At 70.1% G+C, this 18,046-nt stretch carries 19 protein-coding genes and 3 riboswitches; of the genes, 11 read left to right on the top strand and 8 right to left on the bottom strand.

The genetic code is table 11. The features are described 5' to 3' along the window. Entirely contained in the window at positions 1-870 is an 870-nt protein-coding gene (locus tag QTI33_RS13430; protein WP_286506499.1) for a hypothetical protein, read from the bottom strand. 124 nt (positions 871-994) lie between these two features. On the opposite strand from QTI33_RS13430, the gene QTI33_RS13425 reads away from it, so the two are divergent. The 3 genes from QTI33_RS13425 to QTI33_RS13415 all read left to right on the top strand — a co-directional run bounded on the left by QTI33_RS13425 (position 995) and on the right by QTI33_RS13415 (position 4,908). Next, positions 995-1,729, top strand: a complete 735-nt coding sequence (locus QTI33_RS13425) for a helix-turn-helix domain-containing protein (protein WP_286506498.1) — start codon at positions 995-997, stop codon at positions 1,727-1,729. A 138-nt stretch (positions 1,730-1,867) separates the two neighbouring features. Then, a riboswitch (glycine riboswitch) is annotated at positions 1,868-1,975 on the top strand. A gap of 79 nt (positions 1,976-2,054) precedes the next feature. Further along, complete coding sequence (locus QTI33_RS13420; RefSeq protein WP_286506497.1) at positions 2,055-3,284, top strand: FAD-dependent oxidoreductase; 1,230 nt, start codon at positions 2,055-2,057, stop codon at positions 3,282-3,284. Between the two features lie 8 nt (positions 3,285-3,292). Beyond that, a riboswitch (glycine riboswitch) is annotated at positions 3,293-3,378 on the top strand. Between the two features lie 15 nt (positions 3,379-3,393). After that, a riboswitch (glycine riboswitch) is annotated at positions 3,394-3,502 on the top strand. A gap of 89 nt (positions 3,503-3,591) precedes the next feature. Next, the gene (locus QTI33_RS13415) at positions 3,592-4,908 is read left to right on the top strand and encodes a D-amino acid dehydrogenase (protein ID WP_286506496.1); all 1,317 of its coding nucleotides are present in this window, start codon (positions 3,592-3,594) and stop codon (positions 4,906-4,908) included. Here QTI33_RS13415 and QTI33_RS13410 read toward each other — a convergent pair. Together QTI33_RS13410 and QTI33_RS13405 are read right to left on the bottom strand one after the other, a co-directional pair. Continuing rightward, a complete protein-coding gene (locus QTI33_RS13410; protein ID WP_286506495.1) occupies positions 4,869-6,137 on the bottom strand; it encodes an FIST signal transduction protein in 1,269 nt (422 codons plus the stop codon). The genes QTI33_RS13415 and QTI33_RS13410 overlap by 40 nt on opposite strands. Before the next feature lie 11 nt (positions 6,138-6,148). Further along, on the bottom strand, positions 6,149-6,850 hold the full coding sequence (locus QTI33_RS13405; RefSeq protein WP_286506494.1) for a PhaM family polyhydroxyalkanoate granule multifunctional regulatory protein: 702 nt from the start codon (positions 6,848-6,850) through the stop codon (positions 6,149-6,151). 135 nt (positions 6,851-6,985) lie between these two features. On the opposite strand from QTI33_RS13405, the gene QTI33_RS13400 reads away from it, so the two are divergent. Together QTI33_RS13400 and QTI33_RS13395 are read left to right on the top strand one after the other, a co-directional pair. Continuing rightward, positions 6,986-7,396, top strand: a complete 411-nt coding sequence (locus QTI33_RS13400; protein ID WP_286506493.1) for a VOC family protein — start codon at positions 6,986-6,988, stop codon at positions 7,394-7,396. Between the two features lie 61 nt (positions 7,397-7,457). After that, complete coding sequence (locus QTI33_RS13395) at positions 7,458-8,645, top strand: toxin-antitoxin system YwqK family antitoxin (protein ID WP_353506337.1); 1,188 nt, start codon at positions 7,458-7,460, stop codon at positions 8,643-8,645. 15 nt (positions 8,646-8,660) lie between these two features. Here QTI33_RS13395 and QTI33_RS13390 read toward each other — a convergent pair whose 3' ends face one another. From QTI33_RS13390 to QTI33_RS13380, 3 genes are read right to left on the bottom strand one after another with little or no spacing between them, the layout of a single operon-like run. Next, positions 8,661-9,638: a Bug family tripartite tricarboxylate transporter substrate binding protein gene (locus QTI33_RS13390; protein WP_286506492.1), complete on the bottom strand. Its 978-nt coding sequence runs from the start codon at positions 9,636-9,638 to the stop codon at positions 8,661-8,663. Between the two features lie 41 nt (positions 9,639-9,679). Beyond that, positions 9,680-9,883 carry a hypothetical protein gene (locus QTI33_RS13385; RefSeq protein ID WP_444814840.1) on the bottom strand — a complete coding sequence of 68 codons (204 nt, stop codon included), beginning with the start codon at positions 9,881-9,883 and terminating at the stop codon, positions 9,680-9,682. Continuing rightward, positions 9,883-11,628, bottom strand: coding sequence for an FAD-dependent monooxygenase (locus QTI33_RS13380; RefSeq protein WP_286506490.1), 1,746 nt, complete (start codon positions 11,626-11,628; stop codon positions 9,883-9,885). Before QTI33_RS13380 ends, QTI33_RS13385 begins: the two co-directional genes overlap by 1 nt. Before the next feature lie 73 nt (positions 11,629-11,701). On the opposite strand from QTI33_RS13380, the gene QTI33_RS13375 reads away from it, so the two are divergent. The 3 genes from QTI33_RS13375 to QTI33_RS35150 are packed head-to-tail and all read left to right on the top strand — an operon-like array spanning position 11,702 to position 13,027. Continuing rightward, positions 11,702-12,481 (top strand): helix-turn-helix transcriptional regulator, encoded by a 780-nt coding sequence (locus tag QTI33_RS13375; RefSeq protein ID WP_286506489.1) that lies wholly within the window; start codon positions 11,702-11,704, stop codon positions 12,479-12,481. A 49-nt stretch (positions 12,482-12,530) separates the two neighbouring features. Beyond that, positions 12,531-12,905 (top strand): Fic family protein, encoded by a 375-nt coding sequence (locus QTI33_RS35155; RefSeq protein WP_353506336.1) that lies wholly within the window; start codon positions 12,531-12,533, stop codon positions 12,903-12,905. Next, positions 12,806-13,027 (top strand): hypothetical protein, encoded by a 222-nt coding sequence (locus tag QTI33_RS35150; RefSeq protein ID WP_353506338.1) that lies wholly within the window; start codon positions 12,806-12,808, stop codon positions 13,025-13,027. Before QTI33_RS35155 ends, QTI33_RS35150 begins: the two co-directional genes overlap by 100 nt. Before the next feature lie 10 nt (positions 13,028-13,037). Here QTI33_RS35150 and QTI33_RS13365 read toward each other — a convergent pair whose 3' ends face one another. Further along, positions 13,038-14,057 (bottom strand): fumarylacetoacetate hydrolase family protein, encoded by a 1,020-nt coding sequence (locus tag QTI33_RS13365; RefSeq protein ID WP_286506488.1) that lies wholly within the window; start codon positions 14,055-14,057, stop codon positions 13,038-13,040. 100 nt (positions 14,058-14,157) lie between these two features. Between QTI33_RS13365 and QTI33_RS13360 the strand changes: the two genes are divergently transcribed. The 3 genes from QTI33_RS13360 to QTI33_RS13350 all read left to right on the top strand — a co-directional run bounded on the left by QTI33_RS13360 (position 14,158) and on the right by QTI33_RS13350 (position 16,628). Next, complete coding sequence (locus QTI33_RS13360) at positions 14,158-15,312, top strand: DUF3108 domain-containing protein (RefSeq protein WP_286506487.1); 1,155 nt, start codon at positions 14,158-14,160, stop codon at positions 15,310-15,312. 115 nt (positions 15,313-15,427) lie between these two features. Then, a complete protein-coding gene (locus tag QTI33_RS13355) occupies positions 15,428-15,706 on the top strand; it encodes a BTH_I0359 family protein (protein WP_286371057.1) in 279 nt (92 codons plus the stop codon). Between the two features lie 79 nt (positions 15,707-15,785). Then, complete coding sequence (locus tag QTI33_RS13350; RefSeq protein WP_286506486.1) at positions 15,786-16,628, top strand: ChaN family lipoprotein; 843 nt, start codon at positions 15,786-15,788, stop codon at positions 16,626-16,628. 10 nt (positions 16,629-16,638) lie between these two features. On the opposite strand, the gene aptA is transcribed toward QTI33_RS13350, so the two are convergent. Next, a complete protein-coding gene (gene aptA, locus QTI33_RS13345; RefSeq protein ID WP_286506485.1) occupies positions 16,639-17,973 on the bottom strand; it encodes an omega-aminotransferase AptA in 1,335 nt (444 codons plus the stop codon). Between the last annotated feature and the right edge of the window lie 73 nt (positions 17,974-18,046).

Here is an 18,046-nt window from a genome sequence, read left to right as displayed (position 1 = left end):
TCAGGTGGAGGCGGCGGACCGCGTGCTCAGGCGAGCGGCGTGCGGATTGTGCCGCAGCGTGCGCCGGCCCATCGCCTGCAACGCCTGCAGCACCGGCAGCGCCACCAGGGCCGCCGTCAGGTGCTTCAGGCTGTGGCCCGACACCAGGTGCCGCGTGGCCTCGAAGATCGGCTGGTCGGCGAGTTCGAACAGCTTGGCCAGGGCATAGAGGAACACCACCCAGCCGAGCTTGAGGCCGATGGCGCCGGCCACGGGGCGCGACAGCGACAGCGCCAGCACCAGGGCCATGCCGCCGAACTGCACCACGGCCCACGGCAAGGCGTTGCCGGCCTGGTGGCAGACCGCCGCCGCCAGCAGCCCGCCCGCGAGCGTGAACCAGGCGGCCGGCCAGCCGGCGCGGGCGCTGACCCGTTCGCAGACCGCGAAGCCGACCAGGCCCGCGAAGGCCACCGCCATGCCGGCGCGGTCGGCGGCCAGCCGCAGGTCGTCGGGCTGCAGGTGGTAGAAGGCCGAGCCGAGCGCCGTCAGGATCAGGCCGGCGAAGAACATCCAGGCGCAGTCGAGCGCATTGAAGGGCGGCAGCGCGAGCGCCTGGGGCAGCGGCGCGGCGTCCTGCAAGCGCTCCTGGGCGCGGTCCAGCCAGTGCAGCCAGCGCAGGCCCCAGATCCCCAGCACGGCGAACGGCAGGTTGCTCAGCACGTCCATGGCGTTCGGCAGCGCGCGCCAGGACTGGCCATCGGCGAAGGGCGCGCCGCCCGGCGCCGGGGCCGCGACCGAGGGCCCGAGCACCGCGGCGCTGACCAGCAGCACGGCCAGCGCCAGCAGGGAGTGTTCACGACGGGTCAGCAAGGGCAGGGACGGCAGGGACATGGCAGGCTCCAAGAGGTGCGCGTGGAGCGGAATCTAGGTTGTCAACCCACCGGACGGCATCGAGAATCGATACGGAGCACTTTTTCACCACTTCGGGTATCAATCCGCAATACTTCCTCAGCCCATGAGTACCACTGTCGACCTGGTCAACGCCCTCAAGAACGAGCTCAAGTCCGCCCACATGACCTATGCCGACCTGGCCAAGTCGCTGGACATGGCCGAGTCCAGCGTCAAGCGGATGCTGGCCAAGGGCGACATGCCGCTGACGCGGGTCGACGCCATCTGCCGGGCCCTGAAGATCGACTTCGCCGAACTGGCGCGCCGGGTGGCGGACGCCCAGCCGCTGCTCAAGGAGCTCACGCTCGAGCAGGAAAAGGCGGTGGTCAAGGACAAGAAACTGCTGCTGCTGGCGATCTGCGTGCTGAGCCAGTGGACGCTGGAGCAGATCGTCGGCGCCTACCGGATCACCGAGGCCGAGTGCATCGGCCATCTGGCCCAGCTGGACCGCATCGGGATCATCGAGTTGCGGCCGCTGAACCGCTACCGGCTCAAGCTCGCCAAGACCTTTCGCTGGCGTCCGCACGGGCCGGTGATGGACTTCTTCCGCGAGAACGTGGTGCTCGACTACTACCGCGGCGGCTTCGACGGCCCGGCCGAAGGGCTGCTGCTGGTGCACGGGTCGATCAGCAAGTCGCTGGCGCCGGCCTTCCTCGATCGGCTGCAGCGGGTGGCGCAGGACTTCGCCCAGCAGCACCAGACCGACCAGAAACTCTCGCCCAAGGAGCGCGAGGGCTACACCCTGCTGCTGGGCATGCGCAACTGGGAGTTCGAACTGTTCACCCGCCTGCGTCGGGCCTGAAAAACACAGAAACCGGTTTCTTCTGTAAGATTCGGCCAGCAGAAAAGCGGACGCATCCGTCCCACCGATGGCGCAATCTCCCATGAACGCTCAGGTGAACCGCCCCCGCTGCGGTTCAGGCACTGCCTTATTCGTGATCAATCGCCGACTGGAGAGTCACCACGCCATGTGGTGCACCGAAGGAGCAAACCCGTTGCCGGTCGCAGCGTGGTGAAACTCTCAGGTAACAGAGACAGGGGGAGCGGCAGTCTGAACCCCGGGTCTTGCCGCTTCCCACAGTAAGCGCTAACGCCCGCCGTTCATGCCCTCCCACAAGGATTCGGACATGCGCGTGGTTGTACTTGGCGCCGGCTTGCTCGGCGTGACCTCGGCCTATTACCTGCAACAGCTGGGCCACGAAGTGACCGTGGTGGATCGGCATGCGACGCCGGCGGCCAAGGCGCGCGGCGTCGTCGCCGCCAGCCCCCGCACGGCGACTGCGGGCGCGCCGTCGAAGCGGCACGGCAAGAAGGTCTCGACGCTGCGCAGCGGCCTCCGCCGCGGCTTCGCCCGGCTGATCGACCGCGCCGTCGGCACACCGCCGAAGCGCGATCCGCTCGACCACCTGGTGCGGCTGGCCGCCTACAGCCGCAAGAGCGCGCGCGCCCTGCGCGACGAAACCGGCGTGCCGCAGGGCGCGCGCGCTGCCGGCCTCATGAACCTGTTCACCGACCCCGAGGCCTTCCGCGCCCGGATGGCGAATGCCACGCACTGGTCGGGGCTGGGCTGCGAGGAGCGGCTGCTGTCGGTCGACGAGGCGATCGGCCTGGAACCGGCGCTGGCGGCGATGCGCAGCAAGCTGGTCGGGGCGACCTACGCGCCGGAGGATCCGGCGCGCGACCCGGCCCAGTTCGCTGCCAGCCTGGTCTTCCTGTGCCGTGCCGCCGGCGTGCGCTTCATGACGCGGCACACGGTGGTCGGGCTCAGGGAGCAGGACGGCCGCATCGACCATGTCGAATTGCTCGATGGTGCCGGCCGGTCCACCATCTTGCGCGGCCAGGCCTACGTGCTGGCGCTGGGCGCCGCCAGCGTGCCGCACGCGGAAGACCTCGGCATCGACATGCCGCTGCGCTTCGTGCGCGAATACATCGTCACGATGCCGATCCTCGATGCCGCCCGGGCGCCCCGCCTCGCGCTGCGCGACCGCCAGGGCAAGCTGCGCATCACGCGGATCGAAACGCCGGCCGGCGATCAGCTGCGGGTCCAGGCGGTCGTGAAGGCCGGGCTCGACGAAGAGGCCGAACCCGACTCCGACCGCTTCCAGGCGATCGTGCGCCGCACCGCGATGCTGCTGCCAGGCGTGGCCGACGCGAGCCGGGCCAGCTTCGACACCGCGATGCACGCGGTCAGCACCAACCGGCTGCCGATGATCGGCAAGACCCGGCTGCCCAACCTGTTCCTGAACACCGCGCCCGGCACGCGCACCTGGGTCCACGCCTGCGGCGCCGGCAAGTCGATCGCTCGCATCGTCAGCGGCCTGCGGCCGGAACTGGACTTCGCGTTCCGGCGCCCGTAGCCTACAATCCGCGCACTGCAGGAGAGCGGGCCCACGGGCCCCACCGAAGGCGCAAACTCCCATAAACGCTCAGGTCGGCCCACGTGATGGGCCTGTACTGCACCAACTGTCAAAGCCGTCTGGAGAGCCATCCCGCCAACGCGGGATGCACCGAAGGAGCAAACCCGCTGCGGGTGCAGCGGGTGAATCTCTCAGGTACCGAGGACAGGGGGAGCGGCAACTCGGGCCTGCGGTCTGGTTGCCTTCGTTCCCGTGGGCCATCCGAACCCGTCGCGTCCGAGCGCTGCAACCTTCAAGGGTTCTCGATATGCGCGTGATCGTTCTTGGCGCCGGCCTGCTCGGCGTGACCTCGGCCTACTACCTCCAGCAACTCGGCCACGAAGTGACCGTGATCGACCGCCAGGCCACGCCGGCGGCGGAAACCAGCTTCGCCAACGGCGGCCAGATCTCGGTCAGCCACGCCGAGCCCTGGGCCAATCCCGGCGCGCCGCTCAAGGTGCTGCAATGGCTCGGCAAGGAAGACGCCCCGCTGCTGTTCCGCGTTCGCGCCGACATGCGCCAGTGGCTCTGGGGCCTTCAGTTCCTGCGCGAATGCACGCCGGCGCGCACGCGCCACAACATCGAGCAGATCGTGCGCCTGGGCACCTACAGCCGCGACACGCTGCAGCAGCTGCGGCGCGACACCGGCCTGGCCTACGACCAGCGCACGCAGGGCATCCTGCACTTCTACACGACGCAGAAGGAGTTCGACGCCGCGCTGGCGCCGGCCGAGCAGATGCGCGCGCTCGGCTGCGACCGGCGCGTGATCTCGGCCGACGAGGCAGTCAAGCTCGAACCCGCACTGGCCCACATCCGCCCGCAGCTGGCCGGCGCGACCTACACGGCGGAAGACGAATCGGGCGACGCCAACCGCTTCGCGCGCGAGCTGGTCAAGCTGGCCGAGACGGCCGGCGTGCGCTTCCTCATGAGCCACACGGTGACGGCGCTGCGCGAGGCCGGCGGCGGCATCGACCATGTCGAGGCGACCGACAGCGAGGGCCGCTTCCAGCGCATCCGCGGCGATGCCTTCGTGCTGGCGATGGGCTCGCTGAGCCCGCTCTACGCGGCGCCGCTGGGCATCCGGCTGCCGATCTACCCGGCCAAGGGCTATTCGGTCACCATGCCGGTCAAGGAGGCGTCCAGGGCGCACCAGGTCTCGCTGACCGACGACGAGTTCAAGCTGGTCTTCTCGCGCTACACCTCCGCCAGCGGCGACCGGCTGCGGATCGCCGGCACCGCCGAGCTCAACGGCTACGACCGCGACCTGAACCGGGTGCGCTGCGAGGCCATCGTGCGCCGCGTCGAGCAGTTGTTCCCCGGGGCCGGCGACGCTTCCGAGGCGCAGTTCTGGACCGGGCTGCGCCCGGCGACGCCCAGCAACGTGCCGCTGATCGGCGGGACGAAGCTCGCGAACCTGTTCCTCAACACCGGCCACGGCACGCTGGGCTGGACCCACGCCTGCGGCTCGGGCAAGTCGATCGCGCGGATCGTGAGCGGGCTGAAGCCGGAAGTCGATTTCGCGTTCACCGGGCTGCGCGCGGCGGCTCAGTCCCCGGCGGTGAAGACGGTCAGCACGCCGGTGTAGCCGTAGAGGTGGTTGCGGGCGATCTCGCCGGCGGCGAAGAAGCCGACCAGCGGGACGTCGCCCAGGGCATGCCGCACGATCTGCAGCTCGGCGCCGGGGGCGCCGAAATGCGGCCCGCCGCGGCCCGAACAGCTGACGTAGATGGCGCCGGCGATGCGGCGCGCCGGATGGGGCGCGGCCTCGGCCTCGCCGGCGGCGACCTCGCGCGCGGTGGCGAGCGTCTGCTCCTGCGGCTCCAGTTCCTCGCGGATCTCTGCGCAGACGCGCATCAGGTCGGCCCGCGCGGCCTGCGCGTTGCGGCGGCAGAAGCTCAGCCGCATCCCGGCCTCGGCGTTGTCGGCGATCGCCACGCCGCGACGCGTCGGGTCGAGGCCGATGATGTGGCGCACCCGGACGTCGGCGCCGAGATCGCCGGTGCGCCGGACGCCGTCGCTGCCGGCCTCGACCAGGCCGACCAGGGTGGCGCGGACCGCATCGATCGCCTGCTCGGGGGCATCGAGCGAGACCCGCAGGTCGGCCAGCAGGACGTCGAGCGCGGGCTCGCCGTCGAGCGCCAGCAGCAGGTTGCCGTCGGCCTCGGTGATCTCGCGTTCGCGCGAGACCGGCTGGCAGCCCTGCGTCACGCGCGAGACCAGCCGCACGCCCTCGCCGAACACCACGCCCGACAGGCCGCCCGAGAACACGCCGCCGACCGCGCCATGGCCGCGGATGTTGCCGTTGCCGCCGATCGCGAACTGCAGCGAGCCGACCCGCCCCGAGGACAGGCCGCCGAACAGATAGCCGGTGTCGGTGCGCTGCGCCATCTCGGCGATCAGCTCGCCGAGTTCGGGCGTGCGCGGGTCGGCATGGACCAGCGCCGTGTGGGCGGCGAAACCGCTCATTTCGGAGCTGGCCAGCGGCGCCACGCCGGAGAACACCCGGTACTGGTCGCTCGGCAATTCGCACAGCATCACGCTGAGTGCCGGCTCGTCGAAGTACTCGGCGTTGTTGGCGGCCACGCCGACGCCCACGGTGCCGGTCCAGTCGGTGATCTCGGGCAGTTCGGCGCCCAGGTGATCGAGGATCTCCTGGGCATCGGCCCCGTAGTGGTCGGTGATGTAGAGCAGGCCCAGCGTCGGTGCGCGGGCGTAGTCCGGCAGCGCCATCTGCGCCCGCAGCTGCGCCAGCACCAGGCCGGCCGCCATGCGCCATTGCGGATGGGTGGCGTGCCCGGTGGGAAAGAGCTTCATGGCCTGGCCTTTCAGCCCGCACGCTTGCGCGCCGGCGCGGGACGCTTGGGCGGCGCGCTGGCGCCGCGGCGCGACGCCGACGCCTTCTTGCCGGCGGCAGCCGGCCTGGCCGCGCTGCGGGCCGCGGCGGACCCGGCGCCCGCCGGATCGCCCAGCGGTTGCGGCATCACCGGCATCTTGAGCTGCGAGGCCTCCTGCAGCGCCGAGCTGGCGATCTGCTGGAACTGCTGCGTCAAGGCACCCCACCACTGGACCGGATCGACGACGCCGGCCGGGTCCTGGGCCGCGTCCTTGGTGCGCTTCGGCGCCGGGGCCGCTTCGGGCTCCGGCTGCGCTTCGGGTTCGGGTTCGGGTTCGGGTGCGGCGGCCGGGGCCGGCGCCGGCGCGGCCGGCCGGGTGAAGGCGTTGGCGAGGTCTTCCATGCGGACGTTCATGCCGCGCAGGGTCGAGAGCGTCATCTTCTGCACCTCGAGCGCCTGGATGGTCGCCTTCAGCGCGTGGCCGTTCTGTTCGAGCCAGTACTGGACGGTCTTGAGTTCCTGGATGCGCTTGTCGACCTCTTCGACGCTGAGCGTCGGCGCCACCCAGCTCGACAGGCTGGGCAGGCCGGGCACGGCGCCCGGCGATGCCCCGGCACCGCCCGCCAGGTTCTTGAGGAAGTCGAAGCCCGGGACGAACTGACTGAAGGCGAAAGGCTTGCTGGCGTCGCTCATTGCGTGCTCCGGGTCTTTGTTTCTTGTCCAGGCAGCTTACTCCAAGCGTCGGGGCTTTTGGGCGCCCGGCGGCATCCGGCACTCGCCATGAGGGCCCGGCTTGTGGACAATGACCCACCAGACACAGAAAGACACATGTCCATCTTCCATCTCGCCTTCCATGTCCGCGATCTCGACGAGGCGCGCCGCTTCTACGGCGGCGTGCTGGGCTGCGCGGAAGGCCGCAGCACCGACACCTGGGTCGACTTCGACTTCTTCGGCCACCAGATCTCGCTGCATCTGGGCGAGCCCTTCGCCACCGCGCGCACCGGCCGGGTCGGCGAGGTGATGGTGCCGATGCCGCACTTCGGCATCGTGCTCGAACTGCCGGCCTGGCGGGAACTGGCCAAGCGGCTCGAGGCGTCGGGCATGGACTTCGTGCTCAAGCCCCAGGTGCGCTTCGAGGGCCTGCCGGGCGAGCAGTGGACCATGTTCTTCTGCGACCCCTTCGGCAACCCGATCGAAGCCAAGGGCTTCCGGTCGCTGGACACCGTCTACGACGCATGAGACCCCGCCCGGCCGCTCCGAAGGGGGCTCGCACCGCGGTGCGCAGCACGGAGGTTGCCCAGTGACCGTGTCGGCCGCGCCAGCCGCCCGGCCGATGCGCCTGCGCCTCGCCGGGGCAGTGGCGGCCTGGCTGCTCGCCACCGCCGCCCATGCGGTGCAGGACTGCGAACTCAACGGCCAGCCCGTGAACCCCGCCAACGGCGCCACCACCGCCGGCAAGACCGGCGTGATGCGCTGCAAGGACCGCGACAGCGGCCAGCTGGTGCGCGAACAGCAGGTCCAGAGCGGCACCTTCATGGGCCTGGTGCGCTTCTACGAGAACGGCAAGCTGGCCAAGGAGCACAGCCTGAACGCCCGCGGCAACATCGAAGGCCGGGCGCGCGAGTTTTCGCCCGCCGGCCAGGTGCTGCGCGACGCGACCTACGAGGACGGCCACGAGATGGGCCTGGTGCGCATCTTCTATCCGGACGGATCGCTGCGCCGCGTCACCTTCTTCGCCGATGCGGCGGGCGAGCGCGCCTCGGTCGAATTCACCGAACGCGGCCAGCTCTCGGCGCTGCGCTGCGGCGACAAGCCGGTGCTGGCGCCCGTGGCCGACGACGTGCAGCTGTGCGGCTTCGGCGGCGGCGCCTCGCGGGTCGAGCTGTTCGACGCCCGGGGCATCCTGCGCTCGCGGCTGTCCTACGTGGCCGGCAAGCGGGTGCGCAGCGAGGAGCTCTACGACAACGGCAAGCCCGCGGCCCAGGACGAGATGGTGGGCAACCAGCGCATCGAACGGCGCTTTTCGTCCGAAGGCGTCAAGCGCCGCGAGGTGGTCTCGCTGCTGGGCGAGCGCGGCGCGGTCCGCCAGCGCGAGCAGGAGTTCTCGGAGCGCGGGACGCTGGTGCGCGAGCAGCGCTGGAGCGGCGCGGGAGCGCCGCTGAGCGACGAAAGCTTCTACCAGAACGGCCAGCCGCGCAGCAAGTCGCTCTACGGCGTGGACGGCAATCCGCGATTGATCGAGGTCACCGAGTACCACGACAACGGCCAGCGCGCCGCGATCGGCCGCTACCTGGCCAGCGACCGCCTGCGCCAGCTGCCGACCGGCACCCACCAGCGCTTCAGCGACAGCGGGCTGCTCATCGCCGAATCGGTCTACGACGACAAGGGCCGCGTCACGCGCGAACGCAGCTGGGACGCCAATGGCAAGCTGGAGCGCGATGACGAAGTGTTCGAGGATGGGTCGCGGAGGGCGTTCGCCAAGCCTTGAGACCTTGCTCTGTCCTCAGTCCAGCTTGATTCCCGCCGCCTTGATGATCGGCCCCCAGCGCTGCGACTCCGCCCGCGACAGGGCCGCGAACTGAGCCGGAGAGCCCGGCATCGCCTCCATGCCGAAGTCGCTGAAGCGCTTCTGCACCGCCGGCGTGGTGAAGGCACGGTTGAGATCGCCATTGAGCCGCGCCACGATCGGCGCCGGAATCCCGGCCGGGCCGACGATGCCCTGGAAGGCGAACACTTCGGAATTCGCGACGCCGACCTCGGCCAGCGTCGGCACGTCCGGCAGCAGCTTCGAGCGGCTGCCCGATCCGATCGCCAGCACGCGCACCTTCTTGCCCTGCATGATCGACAGGCCCGAGGCCAGGTCGAGGAACATCGCCGGCACCTGGCCGCCCATCACGTCGGCCATCGCCGGTGCGGCGCCGCGGTACGGGATGTGGGTGATGAAGGTGCCGGTGCGGACCTTGAACATCTCCATCGCCAGGTGGTGCGGCGAGCCGTTGCCCGGCGAGGCGTAGTTGACCTTGCCCGGATTGGCCTTCACGTAGGCCAGGAAGGCCTTGAAGTCCTGCGCCGGAAAGTCCGGATGCACGACCAGCGCCAGCGGGAACTTGCCGATCGCGCCGATGTAGCTGAAGTCCTTCTCGGGGCTGAAGGGCAGCTTGCTGAACAGGTGCTCGTTGAAAGCCAGCAGCGCGTTGTCGGCCGACATGATGGTGTAGCCGTCGGGCTTGGCCTTGGCGACCAGTTCGGCGCCGATGTTGGTCGAGGCGCCGGGGCGGTTGTCGATCACGATCTGCTGGCCCAGCGTCTGCCGCATCGCCTCGGACAGGGTGCGCGCGATCACGTCGGTGCCGCCGCCGGCGGGGTACGGCACGACCCATTTGATCAACTGGTCGGGAAAGGCGCCCTGGGCGCGCGCCCACGGTGCGGCGGCAGCCGCCGCGGTGGCAGCGAGGGTGGTGAGCAGGGTTCTGCGATCCATCGAAAAGTCTCCTGGTTTTGGTGTTCTGAAATGTAAGGGGTCTAGGCCGACAGCGAAGGCAGCGGCAATCCGTCCAGCGCCTGCGCAAGCGCCGTGCGGCAGCGCGCTTCGTCGCCGACCTGCTCGAACAGCAGCAGCGCGAGCCGGGCGAGGAACAGCGATTCTCTCTCGGGGCCGGCCTCGCTGATGGCGCGTGCGCATTCGGCATAGACGCGATCGCGCGCCTCGGGTGGCAGGGCATTCATCATGCGGGCTCCTTGGGGGTCAGCGCGGCCGCCCGCGCCAGGGCCTGGCGCAGCGCGCCCGGGGGCGGCCGGCGCCAGCGCGCCGCCACGTGGCCGTCGGGGCGCAGCAGATAGACGGCGCCTTGCGCCGCGCCGAGCGCTTCGAACACCTGCGCTTCGGCGTCTTGCGATGACAGCGCGCACAGCGCGACCGGCAGCGGGCCGGCCTGCGCCTGCGCCAGCTCGGCGCGCAGCGCGCCGTCGGGCTGCGGCAGGTTCAGCAGCAGCACCGTGAAGGCCGCGCCGACCCGGTCCGTGAGGTGCGAGCCATCGGCCAGCGCCTGCTCGGGCAAGGCTTCGCCCGGCTGCGGCCCGTGCGCCAGCTCGTCGCCCGGGCTCGACAGCATCGAATCGGCATAGCCCACGGCCTGGGTCTGGCGCGGATTGATCAGGTTGGCGATGCCACGGTGCGCGCCCGCGAGCGACAGCGCCGCCTCGCGCAACAGGTCGAAGCCGCGTGACGGCGGCGACATGAACTCGGTGCTGCGCATCGCGTTCTCGGCGTTGATGTGGAAGGCCGCGATGCGCTCCTGCGAATAGCTGTCGAGCAGCGACGCTTCAGACACGCCGCGCGCCACCAGCGCCAGCTTCCAGGCCAGGTTGTCGGCGTCGTCGAAGCCCGAGTTGAGGCCGCGCACGCCGAAGATCGGCATCGCATGGGCGGCGTTGCCGGCGAACAGCACGCGCCCGTGCCGGTAGCTCTCGAGCGTCATCGCGCCGGCGCGGTAGACCGAGGTCCACACCGTGTGCCAGGGCAGGTGGCCCTCGCCGATGGCATCGAGGTGGCGCTGGACGAATTCCTGCACCGCCGCGGGCTGCAGGGCCTCCTCGGTGCTCTGTCCGGCGCGCAGCTGGTAGTCGATGCGCCAGATGTCGTCGGGCTGCTTGTGCATCAGCACCGTCGAGCCGGGGTTCCACGGCGGGTCGAACCAGGCGCGGCGTTCGGTCGGATGCTCGCTGTGCAGCTCGATGTCGATGATCACGTAGCGGCCTTCGTAGCCGGTGCCGACCAGTTCGAGGCCGAGCGCCTTGCGCACGAAGCTCTGGCCGCCGTCGCAGGCCGCGAGCCATTGGCCACGCAGCGCATGGTCGCCGAGCGCGTTGCGCACCGACAGCCGCAGGCCGTCGGCCTCCTCCTCGATCCCGGTCAGCGTGCTGCCCCACCGGATGTCGATCAGGCCCGGCGCGGCGGCATTGCGGCGCTCGATCTCGTCGAGCAGGTACTGCTCGATGTAGTACTGCTCGAGATTGACCATCGGCGGCAGCTTCTGCCGCTCGTCGTGCGGCATCTCGAAGCGGAACACCTCCTCGGTCTTGTAGAAGCTGCGCCCGCCGGTCCAGGGCAGGCCCTTCGCCAGGAAGGCCGGCAATGCGCCGAGGCGCTCGATGATTTCGAGGCTGCGGCGCGAGATGCAGGCCGCGCGGCTGCCGACGCAGACCGTGTCGTCGGCCTCGAGCACCACGCTGCGCACGCCATGGTTCGCGAGGCCGAGCGCGAGCGCCATGCCGACCGGGCCGCCACCGGCGATCACGACCGGATGCAGGCCGGCTTCGACGCCCTGCACCAGCGGCGGCAGCGAAGGCGCGAACCGCGTGTAGTGGAAGGCGCCGACCGAAGGCGGCAGCTCGACGGCCACCGGCGGCAGCGGGCCGGTGGCGGCGTCGCCGGGCCGGGCGGCGGGGGGATTCGCGGCAGCGGTGTTCATGGACGGGATTGTCCGGATGCGCCCACCCCGGCTGTGTCATAACTTCGTACGAAGTGATTACCCTTAAATTGAAATGAAGCGCTGGCCCGTGCGTGCCAAGGTCGAATCCCTGGCCGCGCCGGTGGTCGGCAGCGTTCTGGCCGGCATCGGCACGGCGCACCTGGCGGCCAGCTACCTGGCGGCCATGCACCAGGTGCTGCCAGTGACCTTCTGCACCGTGTTCTCGGCCGGCGCCAACGGCCGCATCGAAACCATCTCGGCCGCCAGCAGCTACGGCAATACGGCGGAACGCACCGCCGAACGCTACGTGGCCGAGCGCTTCGACCGGCTCGACCCGCACATGGCCTGGCTGGCGGGCCGCAAGCTGCCGAAGCGGCCGCAGCTCTGGCTCGGCCACCACCGGGCCGAGGAGGTCGAGGACGCGGCCTACCGGGCCGCCTGCTACGGCGACGTCGGCATCCGCGAGCGCGCTTCGGTGTTGCTGCTGCTGCCGAGCGGGCAGCGGGCGGCGGTGAGCTTCTACCGCAGCCTGGCCCAGCCCGATTTCGGGCCGGCGGATTTCGCGCTGCTCGAAGCCCACGCTGCGCTGCTGGCCGACGCCACCGCCGCCCACGGCCGCAGCGCCGTCGCCGCCCGGGAGGCCGCCGAGCCGGCCCTGGCGTCGCGCCTGCTGGCGCTGAGCCTGCGCGAACGCGAGGTGATCGGCCACCTGCTGGCCGGCAAGACCGCCAAGGAGGCGGCGCGCGAGATCGGCATCGAGCTCACGACGGTGCGAACGCACCAATACCGCGCGTTCCGGCGATTGGGGATCAGGACGGTGAAGGAGCTGCTGCGAAGCCACGGCGGCGTGTGACACCTGTCGGTGAACAGCCCGGTTTGCGACATGTCCACGGAACGTGTCGATGAAATCGAAGAATATCGACGCGTTGAATGGACGTGTCCCACTGCTCGAAGCCAAGGACAGCGTGGTGACGATATTTTCGATCTCCGATGGCGTCGACATGGACATCCGCCGCACGCCAGGCACGCAGCCAGTGAGCGATCGAAACGGCGAGAGCATCTACATCCCGCCCGAAGGTGAAGCGCTGCTTCGCAGTCTGCTCGCCAACTGGGAGCGCTTCATCCATGAAGAGCGCGAGTTGGACCCGCTGATCCGCATGGCCGTCGGGCACTATCAATTCGAGGCAATCCATCCGTTCACGGACGGCAATGGCCGGACAGGCCGCGTGCTCAACATCCTGGTGCTGATCCAGGACAAGCGGCTTCACGCTACCTGAAGGAACTGGCGGGCGCAGGCGTCCTGAGCGAGATCCAGGCTGGGAAGGAAAAGCTCTTCATTCACCCGAAGCTCATGCAACTTCTGATGAAGGACAGCAATGACTTCGCAAAATACGCATGACCGGTTGGCGTCAATTGGCAACGCTTGCTGACGCCACGATTTCCTGGTCGATCGCACCAAAGATCGAGTGACCGTCATCGCCCTTCATCTCGATCCGGATGGTGTCGCCGTACTTCATGAACTCGGTGCTGGGCTGGCCGTCCTGGATGGTCTCGATGCAGCGCTTCTCGGCGATGCAGCTGTAGCCCTTGGGCCATTCCATCCGGCCCTTCTTCTCGACGCCCTTGTTGCTCACGGTGCCGCTGCCGACGATGCTGCCGGCGCGCACGTTGCGGGTCTTGGCGACATGGGCGATCAGTTCGCCGAAGTGGAACGTCATCTCTTCGCCCGCGTCGCACAGGCCGACCTTGCGGCCGTTCCACGTGCTCTGCAGCGGCAGGTGCACGCGGCCGCCCTGCCAGGCCTCGCCCAGCTCGCCCGGGGTCACGGCCACCGGGCTGAAGGCGGTGGCCGGCTTGCTCTGGAAGAAGCCGAAGCCCTTGGCCAGTTCGGCCGGGATCAGGTTGCGCAGGCTGACGTCGTTGGCGAGCATCACGAGCCGGATGCCGTCCAGCGCCTGCGCCGGCGTCGCGCCCATCCGGACGTCGCCCGTGACGACCGCGATCTCGGCCTCGAAATCGATGCCGAAGGCCTCGCTGGCCACCACCACCGGATCGCAGGGACCGATGAAGTCGTCGCTGCCGCCCTGGTACATCAGCGGGTCGGTGTAGAAGCTGCCGGGCACCTCGGCGTTGCGCGCCTGGCGCACCAGTTCGACGTGGTTGAGGTAAGCCGAACCGTCGGCCCACTGGTAGGCGCGCGGCAGCGGGGCCATGCACTGCGCCGGATCGAAGGGGAAGGCGTGGCGGGCCCGCCCGGCGTTGAGCGCGTCGTAGAGGTCCTGCAGCTGCGGACTCATGAATCCCCAGTCGTCGAGCACCTGCTGCATGCGGCTGGCGATGCCGGTGGCGTAGTGGGCGCTGGCCAGATCGCGCGAGACGACGACCAGCTGGCCGTCGCGCGAACCGTCTTTGAGGGTGGCGAGTTTCATGGGTGGCGGCGGATGCCGGCAGGGCACACGCAACTAAACTGAGTGGACGGGCGGCAGTGTACCGAGGTGAACCTCCGGGCCGACGTCCACTCCATCCTCGATGCCCTCCCCTGCCCTGTCCGCCGACCCCGACCGTCCGCGCCCGCCGTGGCGCGGGCTGGCGTGGTTGACGGCGGCCGTGGTGCTGGTCCACCTGGCGCTGCTGGGGTTGGCACCCCTGGGCTCGGGGCCGCGGCCCTCGCCGCTGGCCCAGACCTTCATCACGCGCAGCATCGTCATCGCGCCGCCGCCCGCCGCCGAACCGGCCAGTGCCGCGCCGGCAGCGGCCGCCCCTCCGCCACCGCCGCCCCGGCCGGTTCGGCCCCGGCCCGTGCCGCGCCCCCGCCCCGCGGTCGAGCCGGCGCCCGCGCCAGCCATCGACCGCCCGGCGCCCGCCGAGACGGCGGCGGTCGACCCCGACGCCACGACGGGCTCCGACGCCGGCGAGGCGCAGTCGCAGGCAGCCGGCGCGCCCGCCGGCGACGGATCGGGCTCTGCGGCCTCGGGCACGGGTGGCCGCGACGGCGCCGCCGCCGGCCAGATCGCCGGTCCGGTGGAAGCCCAGGTCCCCGGTTCGGTGCGCCTGCGCTTCGCCGCCACGGCGCAGCAAGGGGCCCAGCCCTTGCAGGGCGTGTTCGGCGAACTGGTCTGGCTGCAGGACGGCAGCCAGTACGACCTCCGCCTGGCCTGGACCTTCCTGTTCAAGACCCTGCGCAGCCAGCACAGCACGGGCAGGATCGGGCCGACCGGCATCGAGCCCCTGCGCTTCTCGGACACCCGCAGGACGGAGACCGTCTCGCTGTTCGACCGCGACCAGGGCCGGGTGCGGTTCAGCGGCAATGTCCCGAGCGAGATGCTCCTCGCCGGTGCACAGGACCGGCTCAGCGTCGTGCTCCAGCTCGGCGCCCTGATGGCCGGCAACACGGCGCACTATCCGCCCGGGGCGGTGATCGCGGTCCAGACGGTCGGCACCAAGGATGCCGAGATCTGGACCTTCAACGTCGAGGCCGAGGAGGACATCGGCGTGCCCGCCGGCGAGTTCAAGGCCCGCAGGCTCACCCGCAATCCCCGCAAGCCCGGCGACGACAAGATCGAACTGTGGCTGGCGCCAGCGCTGGGCTGGCTGCCGGTGCGGATCCGGCAGACCCAGACCAACGGCGACTTCATCGACCTGCAACTGCGCAGCCAGGGCGCGCTGCAGTCGTCGAATCCGTGAGAAATAACACGCAGTAACAGGCCAGTGCCTACAACGCAACGCTGCATATTGAAACTGGCGCGTTGATTGCTATCTAACCAACATGAATGCCATCGACATCCTCACAGGACCCGACATGCAAATGCTCTACGACTCCGACTCCTTCGTCGTCGTGCACGTGCAGCCGACCGAAGGCGAGGCGCCCGCGGCGCCCCACCTGCCGGTGCTGGCACGCCACGGCTTCGAGATCGTGGACAAGCGCTCGGGCAAGGAGGTCTACCTCGATGGCTCCTGGGCGGAACTGTTCCAGCAGCAGATTGCCGCCTGGCAGCTCAACACCCCGACCCAGGAAGAAGTCGAGGACACGCTCGAAGGCTACGCCGAGTTGGCGCACACTCCTGTGCTGGTCCACTGAGCACGCGTTCCTTGAAACGCCCTGCGCTGCGCACCGCGATGGCCGCATGCCGGCCGGGGACCGCCGCTAGCATCGGGGCATGACACCGCACCGCCATTCGCTGACTCGCCCGCTCCAACTCACCCTGGTCGCCGTTGCCGCGGCGGTGCTCGCCGCCTGTGCAACGCCGGGCCGGGGCGACGCCCAGGCCTCGATCGGCCGCCGCGCCGCCGCTCAGTTGCCCACCGACGCCCTGCTGCTGGGCGAGCAGCACGACGCCGCCGAGCACCAGGAGATCGAGCGGGAGACCGTCGTGGCGCTGGCCCAGCGCGGCCGCCTGGCCACCCTGGCGCTCGAGATGGCCGAGGAAGGCAACAGCACGGCCCACCTGCCGGCCGACGCGACCGACGCCCAGGTGCAGACCGCCCTCGGCTGGAACGACAAGGGCTGGCCCTGGGCCGCGTACGGCCCGGTGGTGATGGCCGCCGTGCGGGCGGGCGTGCCGGTGATCGGCGCCAACCTGCAGCGCGCCCACATGAAGGACGCGATGGCCGACGTCTCGCTCGATGCGCAGTTGCCGGAGGCCGCACGCAAGGACCAGCAGCAGGCCGTGCGCAGCGGCCACTGCAACCTGCTGCCCGAATCCCAGATCGTGCCGATGACCCGGATCCAGATCGCCCGTGACCGCGCCATGGCGCAGGCCGTGGTCAAGGCCAGGGTGCCGGGCAAGACCGTGCTGCTGGTGAGCGGCGCCGGCCACGGCAACAAGCAGCTGGGCGTGCCGCAGCACCTGCCCACCGACGTCTCGGTGAAGGCGGTGCGGATGCGGGCCGGGGCGCCCGACGAGGCCGACCGCGCCTTCGACGCCGTCTGGCCGACGCCGGCCCTGCCCGAGAAGGACTACTGCGCCGGCGTCAAGCCGCCGCCCCGGCCGGCCGGCTGAGCCGCCCGGCTCAGGCCTTCGCCTTGATCGCGTCGGCCAGCGTGTTGACCAGCGTGTCGATGTGGGACTTCTCGACGATGTAGGGCGGCGCGATCACCAGCACGTCGCCCGCCGGGCGCACCAGCGCGCCCTTGTGGAAGCAGTCCAGGAAGACCTCGTAGGCGCGCTTGCCCGGCGCGCCGGCGATCGGCGCCAGCTCGACCGCGGCCGCCAGGCCCAGGCTGCGGATGCCGACGACGTTCGGCAGGCCCTTGAAGGTGCTGTGGAAGGCGTCGCCAAGCAGCTTGCCCATCTCGCCGGCCCGCGCAAACAGCTGCTCCTGCTTGAACAGGTCCAGCGTGGCGATCGCCGCCGCGCAGGCCACGGGATGGCCGGAGTAGGTGTAGCCGTGGAAGAACTCCACCACGTGCTCGGGCGCCGAGGTCTTCATCATCTCGTCGTAGAGCTTGTCGCGGCAGATCACGCCGCCGAGCGGGATCACGCCGTTGGTCACGCACTTGGCGAAGTTCAGCATGTCGGGCACCACGCCGTAGAAGTCGGAGGCGAAGTTGGTGCCCATGCGGCCGAAGCCGGTGATGACCTCGTCGAAGATCAGCAGGATGCCGTGCTTGTCACAGATCTCGCGCAGCTTCTGCAGGTAGCCCTTGGGCGGCACGTACCAGCCGGCCGAGCCGGCGATGGGCTCGACGATGATCGCCGCCACGTTGCTTGGGTCGTGCAGCGGCAGGATGCGCTGCTCGAGGTCGGCCAGCGGGTCGTCGGCCCAGACCGGCTCCTGGTTGTGGATGTAGGCGTGGTTGACCGGGTCGTGGATGAAGCGCATGTGGTCCACGCGCGGCAGGAAGGCCGAGCCGAACACCTTGCGGTTGCCGGGGATGCCGCCGACCGACATGCCGCCGAAGCCGACGCCGTGGTAGCCCTTCTCGCGGCCGATGAACAGGTTGCGGTGGCCTTCGCCGCGGGCCCGGTGGTAGGCCAGCGCGACCTTCATCGAGGTGTCGGCGGCTTCGCTGCCCGAATTGCAGAACAGCACCTTGTTGAGGTCGCCGGGCGCCATCGCCGCGATCATCTCCGCCGCCTTGAAGGCCTTGTCGTTGCTGACCTGGAAGGCGGTCGCGTAGTCGAGGGTGTCGAGCTGCTTCTTGATCGCCTCGTTGATCGGCTTGCGGTTGTGGCCCGCGCCCACGCACCACAGCGACGAGATCCCGTCGACCACCTTGCGGCCGTCATGGGTGGTGAACTCCATGCCGTCGGCCGCGACGAACACCCGCGGGTCCTTCTTGAACGAGCGGTTGGGCGTGAAGGGCAACCACTGGTTGTCCATGTTGAAGTCGTTGAAGGCCATGAAGTCACTCCTGCTGAGTTCGGGTGGTCGAGGAATGGGGCATTTTGGCACCAGCCGCGGCCCGCGGCAGGCC

The organism is Variovorax davisae (assembly GCF_030316845.1).
Taxonomy (GTDB): domain Bacteria; phylum Pseudomonadota; class Gammaproteobacteria; order Burkholderiales; family Burkholderiaceae_C; genus Variovorax; species Variovorax davisae.
The sequence above is the reverse complement of the archived record's forward strand: the minus strand, read 5'-3'. Positions and strand labels throughout refer to the sequence as shown.